Source organism: Thomasclavelia spiroformis DSM 1552 (assembly GCF_025149465.1).
In the GTDB taxonomy this organism is placed as follows: Bacteria; Bacillota_I; Bacilli_A; order Erysipelotrichales; family Coprobacillaceae; genus Thomasclavelia; species Thomasclavelia spiroformis.
Map to the genome: position 1 here is coordinate 1,832,482 of NZ_CP102275.1, position 13,877 is coordinate 1,846,358.

13 protein-coding genes and 1 pseudogene are annotated in these 13,877 nt (G+C 27.3%); 2 read left to right on the top strand and 12 right to left on the bottom strand.

Annotated elements, in window-relative coordinates:
• Positions 1–60 precede the first annotated feature (60 nt).
• The 7 genes and pseudogenes from proS to NQ543_RS08890 all read right to left on the bottom strand — a co-directional run bounded on the left by proS (position 61) and on the right by NQ543_RS08890 (position 7,005).
• Positions 61–1,500, bottom strand: coding sequence for a proline--tRNA ligase (gene proS, locus NQ543_RS08860; RefSeq protein ID WP_004608904.1), 1,440 nt, complete (start codon positions 1,498–1,500; stop codon positions 61–63).
• A 53-nt stretch (positions 1,501–1,553) separates the two neighbouring features.
• Positions 1,554–4,580 (bottom strand): AAA family ATPase, encoded by a 3,027-nt coding sequence (locus tag NQ543_RS08865; protein WP_039903501.1) that lies wholly within the window; start codon positions 4,578–4,580, stop codon positions 1,554–1,556.
• A complete protein-coding gene (locus NQ543_RS08870; protein ID WP_004608906.1) occupies positions 4,567–5,697 on the bottom strand; it encodes an exonuclease SbcCD subunit D in 1,131 nt (376 codons plus the stop codon). Before NQ543_RS08870 ends, NQ543_RS08865 begins: the two co-directional genes overlap by 14 nt.
• Before the next feature lie 3 nt (positions 5,698–5,700).
• Positions 5,701–6,111, bottom strand: a complete 411-nt coding sequence (locus NQ543_RS08875; protein WP_004608907.1) for a GNAT family N-acetyltransferase — start codon at positions 6,109–6,111, stop codon at positions 5,701–5,703.
• Positions 6,112–6,231: 120 nt separating this feature from the next.
• Positions 6,232–6,455: pseudogene (locus tag NQ543_RS08880) on the bottom strand (DUF3788 family protein); the annotation flags it as partial.
• 55 nt (positions 6,456–6,510) lie between these two features.
• Positions 6,511–6,636: a hypothetical protein gene (locus NQ543_RS08885; protein WP_004608909.1), complete on the bottom strand. Its 126-nt coding sequence runs from the start codon at positions 6,634–6,636 to the stop codon at positions 6,511–6,513.
• Between the two features lie 90 nt (positions 6,637–6,726).
• Positions 6,727–7,005: an alpha-helical endospore appendage domain-containing protein gene (locus tag NQ543_RS08890; RefSeq protein WP_004608910.1), complete on the bottom strand. Its 279-nt coding sequence runs from the start codon at positions 7,003–7,005 to the stop codon at positions 6,727–6,729.
• Between the two features lie 124 nt (positions 7,006–7,129).
• On the opposite strand from NQ543_RS08890, the gene NQ543_RS08895 reads away from it, so the two are divergent.
• Positions 7,130–8,905, top strand: coding sequence for an ABC-F family ATP-binding cassette domain-containing protein (locus NQ543_RS08895; protein WP_004608911.1), 1,776 nt, complete (start codon positions 7,130–7,132; stop codon positions 8,903–8,905).
• A 5-nt stretch (positions 8,906–8,910) separates the two neighbouring features.
• Here NQ543_RS08895 and NQ543_RS08900 read toward each other — a convergent pair whose 3' ends face one another.
• Genes NQ543_RS08900 through ftsE form a run of 4 tightly spaced genes read right to left on the bottom strand, consistent with a single transcriptional unit; the run spans position 8,911 to position 12,603 of the window.
• Complete coding sequence (locus tag NQ543_RS08900; RefSeq protein WP_004608912.1) at positions 8,911–10,269, bottom strand: transglutaminase-like domain-containing protein; 1,359 nt, start codon at positions 10,267–10,269, stop codon at positions 8,911–8,913.
• A gap of 11 nt (positions 10,270–10,280) precedes the next feature.
• Complete coding sequence (locus NQ543_RS08905) at positions 10,281–10,955, bottom strand: GNAT family N-acetyltransferase (protein ID WP_004608913.1); 675 nt, start codon at positions 10,953–10,955, stop codon at positions 10,281–10,283.
• A 53-nt stretch (positions 10,956–11,008) separates the two neighbouring features.
• Positions 11,009–11,920, bottom strand: a complete 912-nt coding sequence (gene ftsX, locus NQ543_RS08910) for a permease-like cell division protein FtsX (protein ID WP_004608914.1) — start codon at positions 11,918–11,920, stop codon at positions 11,009–11,011.
• On the bottom strand, positions 11,920–12,603 hold the full coding sequence (gene ftsE, locus NQ543_RS08915; RefSeq protein ID WP_004608915.1) for a cell division ATP-binding protein FtsE: 684 nt from the start codon (positions 12,601–12,603) through the stop codon (positions 11,920–11,922). The genes ftsX and ftsE overlap by 1 nt, the downstream gene beginning before the upstream one ends.
• Before the next feature lie 178 nt (positions 12,604–12,781).
• On the opposite strand from ftsE, the gene NQ543_RS08920 reads away from it, so the two are divergent.
• Positions 12,782–12,976, top strand: a complete 195-nt coding sequence (locus NQ543_RS08920) for a hypothetical protein (RefSeq protein ID WP_004608916.1) — start codon at positions 12,782–12,784, stop codon at positions 12,974–12,976.
• 18 nt (positions 12,977–12,994) lie between these two features.
• On the opposite strand, the gene NQ543_RS08925 is transcribed toward NQ543_RS08920, so the two are convergent.
• Positions 12,995–13,876, bottom strand: coding sequence for a YitT family protein (locus tag NQ543_RS08925; protein ID WP_004608917.1), 882 nt, complete (start codon positions 13,874–13,876; stop codon positions 12,995–12,997).
• Position 13,877 lies beyond the last annotated feature (1 nt).

A 13,877-nucleotide genomic window follows, 5' to 3' on the forward strand; every position in this document is an offset into this window, starting at 1 on the left:
ATATTTAAAAATAACCAGAAGATTTATGCTTCTGGTTAGATAGTATTATAATTTTTAACATTAATAAGCTTTAGCAAAATAAACAACTTTTTTAGCAGGACGTCCACAAATTGGACAAACATCTCCAAATGCTTCTTCATCTTCTTTAATACAACGACTTGTAGCTCCAGTTTCTTCTTTAATTTTAACCTCACACTCTTCATCGCCACACCACATCATTTTAATATATCCACCTTTAGTTTCAAGGATTTCTTTAAATTCATCATAATTGTTAGCTTGACGAATATTTTCATCACGATGTTTTAAAGCTTTTTGATACATTTCTTGATGGATAGTATCCAATAACTGTTTAATCGTATCCTCAAGACTTCCATCTAAAGAATAAACAGCTTTCATACCATCATTTCTTTTTGCTAGAACACAAACATCATTAGCAATATCTTTAGGTCCAATTTCAAGTCTTAATGGAATTCCACGCATTTCAGCATCAGAAAATTTCCATCCTGGTGTTTTATCACTAGCATCAACTTTGACTCTAATCCCAACAGCTTTTAATCTTTGTTCTAATTCATAAGCTTTATCTAACACACCTTCTTTTTGCTGTTGAATTGGAATAATCATTACTTGAATTGGTGCCACACGTGGTGGTAAAACTAAACCATTATTATCTCCATGAACCATAATAATTGCACCTAATAAACGTGTCGATACACCCCATGAAGTTTGATATACATACTCTAATTTATTTTCTTTTGATAAAAATTTCATATCAAATGCTTTGGCAAAACCTTGTCCAAAGTAATGAGTAGTTCCTGATTGTAATGCTTTTCCATCATGCATCAAAGCTTCAATTGTATATGTAGCTTCAGCTCCAGCAAATTTTTCACGTTCTGTTTTACGACCAGTAACCATTGGAATAGCAAGTAAATCTCTTGCTGTTTCTTCATATATTTTTAACATTTGTAAAGTTTCATGATACGCTTCTTCTTTAGTAGCATGAATAGTATGCCCTTCTTGCCATAAAAATTCTGAACCTCTTAAAAAAGGCCGTGTTGTTTTTTCCCAACGAACAACTGAACACCATTGATTATATAATTTTGGTAAATCACGATATGAATTTACAATTTTTGCATAATGTTCACAAAATAAAGTTTCTGAAGTTGGACGAATAATTAAATTTTCTTCTAAATTATCCATACCACCTTTAGTTACGATTGCACATTCAGGCGCAAACCCTTCAACATGATCAGATTCTTTTTGTAATAATGATTGGGGAATAAGCATTGGCATATAAACATTTTCATGACCAGTTTCTTTAAAACGTTTATCCATATATTGTTGTATTGCTTCCCACATTGCATAACTGTATGGTCGATAGATAATAAAACCTTTTATACTACTATAATCCATTAATTCAGCTTTTTTACATACATCGGTATACCATTGTGCAAAATCATCTTCCATTGCACATATCGCATCATTTTTCTTATTATTTGCCATTATTTTTCCTCATCTCCTTATAATCACCGTTTATTTTACTATTTATATCTACATTATTCAATAGAAATATACGTTTCTTTATTCACTCTAGAAAGAATAATTTTATGATCTATCCTTTCTTTTAACTCACTAACATGAGAAATTATTCCGATTAATTTTCCATCTTGCTGTAAATCGATCAAACAATCAATCGCTTGATCTAATGACTGACTATCTAAAGAACCAAATCCTTCATCAATAAATAATGTATTTAGCTCAATTCCTCCAGTAAAACTTTGAATCATTTTAGATAAACCTAATGCTAAAGACAATGCTGCTTTAAACGATTCTCCCCCAGATAACGTCTTAACATCTCTAAGCATCCCATTTTCTAAATCCAAAACATCTAATTCCAATCCTTGTTTTCCCGCCCCTTTAGAGCGATTATCACGCCGATATAACTGATATCTTCCTTGAGACATTCGTTTCAATAAAATATTAGCATAAGTTAAAATATTTTCAAAATAAGCAGCTAAAACATATCGTTCAAATGAAATTCGATACTTATTTTTACCTGATGTCAATTCACTTAAATCCAAATACTGTTGATAAATATCATAACTATCATTTAATTGTTTATCAATATTTATAATATTTTCAATTGTATTACGAAGAGTAATTAATTTTACTTTTTGCTTATTCAAATCAATTTGTAAATTATTTAACTGTTCTTTTAAACAATTACTATATTTTTTCATTTGAGTAATATCAATATATTTTACATCTTTTAACTCTTCTTTTAATTCTTTAATTTGATTTTGTAACGTCTCTTTACCAATTAAATAATCATTATATTCTTTTTCTTTATCAATCAATGTATCTAATTGCAATGATAAAGCTAAAAATACTTCTTCACTATCAAACAATTCATTAAGTCCATTTTTATAAATAGTCATTAATTTTTGATAATTACTATTTTCATCACTTAATTGTTTATCAATCAACTGTGTATTAGTTTCTAATTGAATATACTTATCATTTAAACTGCGATACTCACTTTCAAGACGATTAATCAATAAATCCAAATTAATAATTTCTTTTTCATTATCACTAATCATCTTATTAATCTTATCATCACTTAATTCTTTTAAATGATCCAAAGACTTAATTCTACCAACAATTTGATTTAAGGACGCTTTATAAAGATCCATCTGTTCAATAGCATCACTTATTTGCTTTTCAATTATTTTTAAATCATTACGATGATTATCTAAACTAATTTTTAATTTATTCAAATAAATAATTTCATCATTTAGCTCTTTAGCTCTATCAAACAAACTCTTTTCTTCAATATTAACACTCCCAAGTACCTTAATAAAAACTTCCTTATCTAACTCCTCTTCAATTCCTAAACGCTTAGAATCACTATTTAACTTATTTTGAAGCAAAACAATTTCTTGTTTTTTTAACATTAATGTATTATACAAATCATTTCTACGCTCGCTACATTTATCAAATACCTGTTTAGCATTTTTTAAATCCTCCTGATAAACAATTCCTTCATTAAAATTAGCTAAATGAGGATGATTTAATGAACCACACACAGGACAAGGCTGATTTTCCTTCAATTGACTAGCTAAAATCCCCGCTTGGCTTAAACGAAAACGATTTTCAAGAGTATCATATTTTACCTTTTCTTCCATATAAATACTTTCTACTCTTTGGTATTCATCTTGCAAATCATAATTTTCCTCTTCAGCAAATAATAATTTATCATAATCTTCACTTAATTGATGTACTTGTAATTTATATTGATGTAATTTTTGATATTCTTTATCAACTAATTTATAATCACTTTTCAATTTATCTAATTTAGAAACACTATCATTATCACTTTCAATCATCTTCTGATATTTTTGTTGCTTATCTTCTAAACCTACTAGTTTACTTTTAATAATGTTGATTTGTTTATTTATTGAAGTTTGTTTTAAAACATCTTTTTGATATTCTTGATATTTTTGTTTTAATTCTTTATTTTTTTGTAGTTCTAGTTGTAATTTAGATTTTTGATTTTGATAAGTAGATTTTTTTTGATATTTTTTTTCTTTATCTACTAATTCTTTTTTTATTTTTTCTTTTGTATCTTTTGTATTTTGATAATCTTTTAATAATTTATCAATTTTTATTTTACAATGTACTGTATTTTGATAATCTGTTTGTAAACTCATTGCCTTTTTTAACAGAGCAATATTTTCTTTTAATTCTTGATAATATTTTTCATTATCTAGATAATTATTTAATTTTATTTTTAAATTATCAAGTTTATCAAGTCTTTGATTATTCAAAGTTGTAATATTTAATAATTGATTTATTTGGGTATATTTTTCAAACTGCTCTTGATATCTTTTTTCATCATCATTTAATTTTTTTTCAAAATCGTTTAAATAATCCTGATAATTATCATCTTCAATATCTAAATTTTCTTTTAATAATTCACGTTGTCTAAATAATACATCATATTTATTACGATATTCTCTTACTTTATCTTTTAACTGTTCTTCTAAATAAACTAGATTATCAGTTTTAAACAAATTTCTTAATACCTTTTCTCTTTCATCACTACCAGCATATATCAACTCTGTAAATTTACCTTGGGCAATCATTGCAATTTGTTTAAATTGCTTTTCATCAATTCCTAAAAGCTCTTTTACTTTAGCATTTACTTCTTTTACTCCATCAACAATTTTACCATTAGGTAATGTTAATAATGCCGTAGGCATTTTAGGAGTTTTTCTTCCTTCTAAAGTATATTTTGGTGAACGTTTAATCACATACCGTTGATTATGCAATGTAAAATCTAAAATTACATATGTAGCAACATCATTTTCAGCATTATTACATCTAAATTGTTCTACACTACGTTCACCCCCACTAGAAACACCATATAAGGCAAATGTAATAGCATCAAAAATCATCGTTTTACCAGCCCCTGTTGGTCCAGTAATTAAAAATAGACCATCTTGTTTAAAAATATCAAAATTAATTTCTACAACATTTTGATAAGGACCAAAAGCTGACATTATTAAACTATTTGGTATCACTATTATGTTCCTCCTTTAATATTTCTGCAACCAATGCTTTTGCCTCCTTATCTAGCTTACTTCCTTTGATTTTTTCATAAAATTGCTCAAATAATTCAAGTGAAGAAAGTTTTTCAAAACCAATATCAGCTTTGGTATTATTTGTAATTTGTTTTGAAATTAAATTTGGATATGTTATTTGTAAAACATTTTCATATTTCTTTCTTAAATAATCGATAGCATTAGGAACAATTTTTGTATCTAATAATTCAACTGCAATAAAATCATTATGATTATTATCATAATTCATAACTTCATCAAAATATCCTGTTATTTTGATTAAATCTTGCTTTGGTTTTAACTCAACTAATTGATATGTCGCTTTTTTATTAGCTATTGAAACATCAACAATACTCTTTTTTTGTTTAACTTCATCAAAAGAATAACGCATTAAACTACCACTATAACGAATCGTATCACAAGAAATTTGTTGTGGTGCATGAATATGACCCAAAGCAACATAATCAAATTGCTTAACTAGCGAAACATCAATAATTTCACTACCACCAACACTTAATACAGCTTCACTTTCACTTTTTATAACCTCTTTATTACCAGCAATAAATTGATGTGTAATCAAGACATTAGTTTCATCAAGATTGATCTTTTGTCTTTTCATATAAGCTGCAAATGCATCTTGATAAGTAGTAATGCTTTCATCATTATATAAATAACGAATATATGATGGTTTAAAAAACGGTAATAAATAAAAATTAACTCCGTCAATTACAACTGGTTTCATTTCCTCTTGAACAAAAGCCTCAATATATAATCCCTCTTGTTTCAATAATCCACTTGCAAAAGATAATCTTGTAGCACTATCATGATTACCAGCAATCATCAATACTTTTTTATGATGCTTTAATATCAATAAAGATAAAAAATCATTTAAAGCCTCAATTGCTTCGTTACTAGGTACGCTACGATCATAAATATCTCCAGCCATAATTAAAACATCTATATCATTATCAACTAAATAATTAATTATTTGATTCAATAAATCAATCTGTATTTCTAGTAAATTCTGTTGAAACAGTAATTTACCTAAATGTATATCACTAATATGTAAAAATCTCATCTTCTACCTTCCTAACTCTAATAAATATACTTCTTTTTTGATTTCATCTTCATCAAAATCTTTTCTTAATTCCTTTGGAATCATTACTGTTTGTAAATACTGAGCATTTAATTTTAAAATTGTCTTTTTAGATGCTAAATTATCAGGAGAACACGTTATTATTAACTTATCAAAACCTAACAACAATGCTTCTTTTTTTAATAACATTACTGCTTGATAAGCATAATTATGCCCTCGATATTGTTTATCAACACTATAACCAACATGACCGTCATAATAACGCTCTTCAAGTGTTCCTTCACGTAATACTACTTTTCCTACTACTTCATTATTTACAACTATTTGATAAATATAATAAGGTTTCCAACCTCTTGGTAAACCTTTATCTACATACTCTTGTTTAATAAGTTTCATTATAATCACCTTATTTTATTATACCATATCTTTATAACCACCATAAATAAGTAAATCCAGTTATTTAAAAAGTCATGTGATTTTCACATGACTATGTAATCAAACTAAAAGTTCATTGCGCTAATCGCTAAAATCTTTTTTTACATCTTCATAACAAATATCATGATCTTTTAAATCTATCATTAACCACCTTTGACCATTTCCTTTTTTTGTTTGTTTATAAATATCTCGTATTTTTTTACCAAAAGAAGTTAAACTACTTTCAAAATATTCCTTTTCTTTACGATCAATAACGATCATCACTGTAAAATAATTTTTTTAGGATATATTGTACATAATGTCTTGTTTCCTTTTTTAAATTTAACATTCCAGCCAAATTCATAACTGCATTTACTAAATTCAAATAACGTTTAAATGATAAATATCTGTTATATGTAAATGAAAATCACTCCATAATGAATTATCAATATAGTCCTTTAATTCCATGATTGTAAGATGATAAGAACTATTTTCTCGTTCAAACATAGTGTCAACTCACTTTCAATTTATCATTAATTATAACATATATTAAAGAAAATAGCACTTAGATTAATCTAAGTGCTATATACTAGCAAGCTAACATACACGCCCACTAAGTTCGTCAATAACTGCAATTGCTTTATCTTTAAGCATTTCTTCAAGTGTACTAACAGCTTGAATTGTATTAGTAACAGATTCATTGACATTCAAAAGATCATCAACACATTTTGCTTCACATACTACTCTTTGAATTTTTTCTCCTTCAGCATTTAAGATATGTGCTAATGCAGCTTCTTGTAATGCAATTGATTGTAACAAAGATGTTAAAGCACTTTCTTTTTTAATTGGCATACAATCGATTTGTGGCATTCCCATTATTATCACCTCCTAATATAACTTATGTTTAGATAAGATAAGATCACATGCGAATGTTTACATTTATCTAAAATTAATTTACAAATACTAATTACATGTTAAAATATTAAACAAGGAGAATACTATGTTAATAAGTGTAAAGAATTTATCTAAAACAAACGGAATTAAAAAAATTGTCGATGAAGTTTCTTTTTCAATTGAAGAAAATGATAAAGTTGCTTTAATCGGCATCAACGGTACTGGAAAAAGTACATTACTAAAAATACTCGCCAACCAAGAAACATATCAAGGTGAAATTATTCAAAAAAAAGATATAACAATTTCATATTTACCTCAAAACCCTGATTTCAATGAAAATAATACTGTAATTGAACAAGTATACGATATCATTGATCAAAGTAAAGTAAATGAATATGAAATTAAAGCCATGTTAAATAAATTAGGGATAACAAATCATCAACAATTAATCAAACAATTATCTGGTGGTCAACAAAAAAGAGTTGCTCTTGCAATTACTTTATTAAAACCATGTGATTTATTAATTCTTGATGAACCTACTAACCATCTAGATAATGAAATGATTGAATATCTAGAAAAATATCTAATCAAATTCAATAAAGCTATTTTTATGGTTACACATGATCGTTATTTTTTAGAAAGAGTTGCTAATAAAATTATTGAAATCGATCGTTGCAAAATATATGAATATAAAGCTAATTATTCTAAATTTCTTGATTTAAAGGCTAAACGTGAAGAAGAAGCACTTGCAAACCAGCGTAAAAGAAAATTATTTTTAAAAAAAGAACTTGAATGGATTAGAGCAGGAGTACAAGCTAGAAGTACTAAAAGTAAAGAAAGAATTCAACGTTTTGAGCAGTTAAACAATATCGATGATATTCAAACTGTAAATAAAGTAGAAATGATCAATGTTGCTTCAAGACTTGGGAAGAAAACAATTGAACTTAAAAATATCAGTGTCCAATTTGATGATTTAATTTTATTTAATAATTTTTCTTATTTATTTAAACGTACTGATCGTATTGGAATCATTGGTGTAAATGGTTGTGGTAAATCAACTTTACTAAAAATTATTGCAAAAGAACTAAAACCAACTAATGGTGAAGTTATCTATGGCGATACAATCAAAATAGGATATTTTAAACAAACTTGTGATGATTTAGATGAAAATATGCGTGTTATTGATTTTATAAAACAAACAAGTAATAATTTAATAACCCTTGAAGGTACATTTAGTGCAAAACAAATGTGCGAACGTTTTTTATTTGATTCATCGCTGCAACATACATATATTTCTAGACTATCTGGTGGGGAAAAAAGACGTCTATATTTATTAAATATTTTAATGCAAGCCCCTAATGTTTTATTATTTGATGAACCTACTAATGATTTAGATATTACAACTTTAGCTATTTTAGAAGATTATTTAGATAGCTTTAATGGCATTATTATAACTGTTTCTCATGATCGTTATTTTTTAGATCGTATTTGTGATAGCTTATTTGTCTTTAAAGATAGGCAAATTACATATTGTAATGGTGGTTATAGTAGTTATCTTGATATTAGTAATTCGATTTCTAAAACTAAGGGTGATGGGGCATTAAGATATAAAGAACAAAAGATGTTACAGAAACAACAACAAATAAAATTGACTTCTAAAGAAAAACAAGAACTAGAAGCAATGGAAGGAATTATTTTAGATTTAGAGCAACAGATTGAAACAATCAATGATAAAATGAATGAATATCAAAATGATTTTAATAAATTAATTGAATTATCAAACTTACGTGATGATTTAGTTAAACAATTAGATTCAAAAAATGAACGTTGGTTAGAATTATTAGAAAAACAAGAAAAGAGCCAATCTGGCTCTTTAAAATAAACATTTTATTTTTTAGTAATTTCTATTACTTCTAAATGTAACTGATAATCATCTAAATATAAACCTCGATCTTCATACTCGGCTTCTCCAGTTTGATTATCATAAGGATCTTGGCGAATAAACTTTTTGGTTGGAAATAAATCAAATTGATAATCACTATTAGCAGGCATTCTAAATGGGTCTAAATGTCCAAAATAATATTGCCATCTTTCTTTATCGCCATTTCGATAAGCACTGCCACCAAACGAACAATCTGCATATAACCAACCATATGGAGCTACATAAAATCTTGCCCAATCATGATTGCCAATATCATATGGAGTTACATATAAACCAGCTTGCCAGGTTGCAGGAATATTTACACATCGACATAAAGTAATAAATAATAACGCTTGTATTCCACAATCACCTTTACCACCTAATGCCCCATATTCAGGAATATTGGGAATAGTATAATAATTTCGAACAAACGAATATGTAACATGTGTTGTAATATATTCATATATTAATTTAGCTTTAACTAGATTATTTGTTTCATCTTTAACTATTTCTTTTGCAAGTTCTTTTATATATGGAGTAAAGACGATATGTGGTGCTTGTTCATGTAGATAAAATGTTGGCTGACTTTTAGAAACCTTATTTGCATCAAGGTCAACATATTCAATCGTATTATCATATTCGTATTCAACATAATATTCTTTTTTATCATCTTCAAAATAGATTGTTCGTTGTGGATAATCACCTTTATTTAAACTTTTATATTCAGGAATTGTTTTTAATAGCTTAAAATTGCTTACCTGACAGTTTTCTAGTGGCAAGGGTAAATGTACTCTTGCTTTTTTTGGTGTATTATCATTAAGAATAATTCCAGTCTTTAAATGGAAATGATATGTCAATTTCCCTTTTTCTTTAATTTCATGCATAGTATCATTTAACAATTTAAAATTATTTTCTCTACTTTCAATTTCATTTTTATTCTTTAATCTTTTAACATAATCATTTCTTGTCTTTAAAATATTATCAAAAAAATCATTTCTAAATTTAGGTTTACCATTTATAAATATCCATTCTACAGCATTTTCATCTTGTAATTGAATTAACTCTTCTTCTTTAAAATCAATAAACTTACTACAACAAATATCTAATGCTTCTTGATAAGATAATGGATATTCTTTTGGCATTCTTTTAATTATTTCTTGTTCATGAATCAACCTCTTTTTTAAGCCTATAGAAATATCTTTTGACAATTTCATTTCTATGTTCTTATTCATTCTTTCAAAATCACCAAACCATTTTAATTTTAATAATTCTTCTGGTAATGGTATTTGTAAATATTTCAAGTCATCAAAACTATATTCTTCCATTTTATTTCCCCCTATAAATACCAGGATATAATATCATCTCCACGCAAAAAACCTAATTTTTCATGGAATCTCATTGAAACATCATTATTAGTTTCTACTTGAAGATATACATCTTCTTTAGTTTTTAATAATCGATCAATTAAATATATTTCTAAAGCCGTACCAATTTTCATTCGACGATATTTTTTAAGCACTTCTACAAAGCCAATCGTTCCTTCATCATGAATCCCCGCAAAACCGACGATTTCATCTCCAATGAATGCTCCAACAAATACATTGTCATCCAGTCTCTTTTGTAAATATTGATGATCAACTGGTGCTAAATAATTTTGTTCAATAAAATTTAGATATTCTATTCCAATTGGTTTTATTTTTATTTCTGTTGATATTGTAACATATTTTTTTAAATAACTATATTGATAAGCAATGATTTTAGGTTCTAAATTAAATTTTTCTTTAAGTAACTGATCATAAGAGCTATTATGAATCACTAATTTTAAATTTCCTGATAAAGTATTCAAAAAATCAATTATTGCTCTTTGTACACCTTTAATAAAATAAACATCATTAAAATAAAAAACCCATAATTGCAAATCAAATTTAATAATTTTAGCACCATGTTTATAAATATAAATAAAATCTACATTATTCAAATAATCTTCATTTAATTTCTCTATTATTTTCATATATTTTCCCCTAATAAAAACAGAAAAGAATAACCTTTTCTGCTTTTAATTATTTAAATCTTTAAAAAACGTCTAATTGAAACAAAACTTCCAACTAATCCTACACCAGCACCAAGAGCTACTAAGATTAATGAAAAATCTCGAATAAATGGCATAGGTTCTTTTAATGAAAGCATTGCCGACATAAACATTCCGCCAACATAATCATAAATCATCCCATATCCAAATACTAATACAATAACTGGAATTATTGCTCCAATAAGACCAATTAACATCCCTTCAAGCATGAATGGAATACGAATATACCAGTTACTTGCTCCAACCATTCGCATAATACTAATTTCAGTTTGACGAGCAGTAATTGTGATTTTGATTGTATTAGCAATCATAAATAATGCAACAACAGCTAAGGCAACAACAAAAATGGTTCCACCAGTTCGAATTGTTTGCAATGTCTTAACCATATCTTGAGTTGATTCACCACCATAGTTAACAGTATTAACTCCTGTAATACTACTAATTTTATCAGAAATATTAGCTAATTTTGAAGCATCCTTAGCTTCAACTTCATAGGCAGCACCTAATGGATTATCATCGCGATATGATTCAAATAAACGGGCTCCATCCTCACCTTGTTTATCAATTAACTTATCTAATTCTTCATCTTTAGTAAAGAAAGTTACTTTTTCAACACCTTTAATATTCTTAATTTCATCACCAATAGCTTGCTCTCTTGCACTATCGATATCACGTTCTAATTTAACATAAATACGCACACCCTCTTCAATACTAGAGCTCATATCTTGAACATTTAAAGCAAGTATTCCAATTACTCCAATTAATAACAAAGTAATTGTAACTGCAAAAATTGAAGAAATTGACATTACACCATTTCGCCAAATATTTTGAAGAGCTGTTTTTAAATGTTTCGGAAGATTTTTTACACAACTAATTAACTCATTCATTAAATTTCATAACCTCCCAAACTAGTATCAGCATTAACACATCCATCTTCAATTAAAATAGTTCTTTTCTTATGTTCTTGTACTATTTTACTATCATGAGTAACTACTAATACTGTAGTATTTTGTTTTTCATTAATTCGTTCAAGTAAACTGATGATTTCCTTTGATGTTTCAGGATCTAAATTTCCTGTTGGTTCATCAGCAATCAATACTTTAGGTCTATTTACGATAGCTCTTGCAATAGCAACACGTTGCTGTTGTCCGCCTGATAATTCATGTGGAAAAGAATTTACTTTATCTTCAAGTCCAACTAATTCTAAAGTAGCTCTTACTCTACGACGAATTTCTACTCTAGGTGTATCAATTACTTCCAATGCAAAAGCAACATTTTCAAAAACAGTTTTTTTAGGTAATAGTCTAAAATTTTGGAATACTACCCCAATATTACGACGGAAATATGGTACTTTACTATTTTTTATTTTAGATACATCTTGACCAACTACCTCAACTTTTCCTGTAGTTGCCTTTTCTTCTCGATACAATAATTTAATAAAAGTTGATTTTCCTGCACCTGTACTTCCGATAACATACACAAATTCGCCTGGTTCAATTGTAAGATTCATATTATTTAATGCTCTTACTCCAGTTTTATATATTTTTGTTACATTCGTAAGTTTTATCATATATTTTGCCGTTCTTTCGACTGTCTCCTTTCCTATCTATCTAAAGCATTATACTCAAAGTATGTTAATACTTCGTGAACCATTATAGCATATTTTATCGAATAAAGGGGACAAATCTCAATATTTTTATGCTACAATAAAATTAAATAAAAAAATATAAAGAGAAAGGAGTAAAAATATGACAGAAAAAAACTGTCCAGTCTGCAACCACATTTTAAAAGATAATTGCTTTATTAAAGATAGTGGTGTTGCATCCTTAAGTTATTTAGAATTAATCATTAAAGATGATAACTTAAAAAAAACAACTCATGAATTAAAATGCCGCTATTGCCCTAATTGTGGTCACGTAGAATTATATATTGACTTAAAATAATAAATAAAAAACAGAGTTTCAATTATGAAAATCTCTGTTTTTTTGTAATTCAACAGATGGCAATGTAAACCCTCTTCCTTTAACACTATGTGTTTCATTACTAATAATAAATGCAGTAGGGTCGATTTCTAAAATCATATCATTTAGTAAATGTAATTCACGTTTTGAAACAACAGCCATGACTGCAAGTTGTTTATCTTGATAATATCCAGTAGTAACATTTAATAACGTACATCCACGGTTAATATCATCAAATATTATTTTGCGAATTTCCTGCCACTTTGGTGAAATAACAAGTACCTGTATTTTCGTTTCACCAAGAATAATTACTTTATCTACTACAATCGTAGTAATAATTACAACCGTTATCCCATATAAAACTGCTTCAATCGTAATTGGACAAAAAATAACTTGCAATAATAATATTCCACAATCAAATATATTAATTAACCAAGCGACTGAGATCCCCGTTTTTTTATTCACTAATAAAGGGGGAATATCCATACCTCCAGTACTAGCACCAACTCTTAAAACCAAACCTAAACCTAATCCAATACATAAACCACCATATAACGCTGAAAGTAAAATATCATTAGTGATATTTGCAAGCTGGGGAATTCTTTCAAATAAAGCAATAAATGTTGGATATAAAAATGTACTCAATAAAGTGCCAAAAGCAAATTTTTTTCCTAAAAAAATGAAACCAATAACAAACATAATAAAATTTATCACATACACAGTATATGAAATATTAATACCAGTTATTGATTTAACTGCGATTCCAATCCCTGATGCACCGCCACTAATTAACCCCACTGGAGTAACAAAGGCACATAATCCAAATGCTAAAATTAAATTACCTATAATAATCATTATTGTTTCATAAACGCGCTTTTTCATA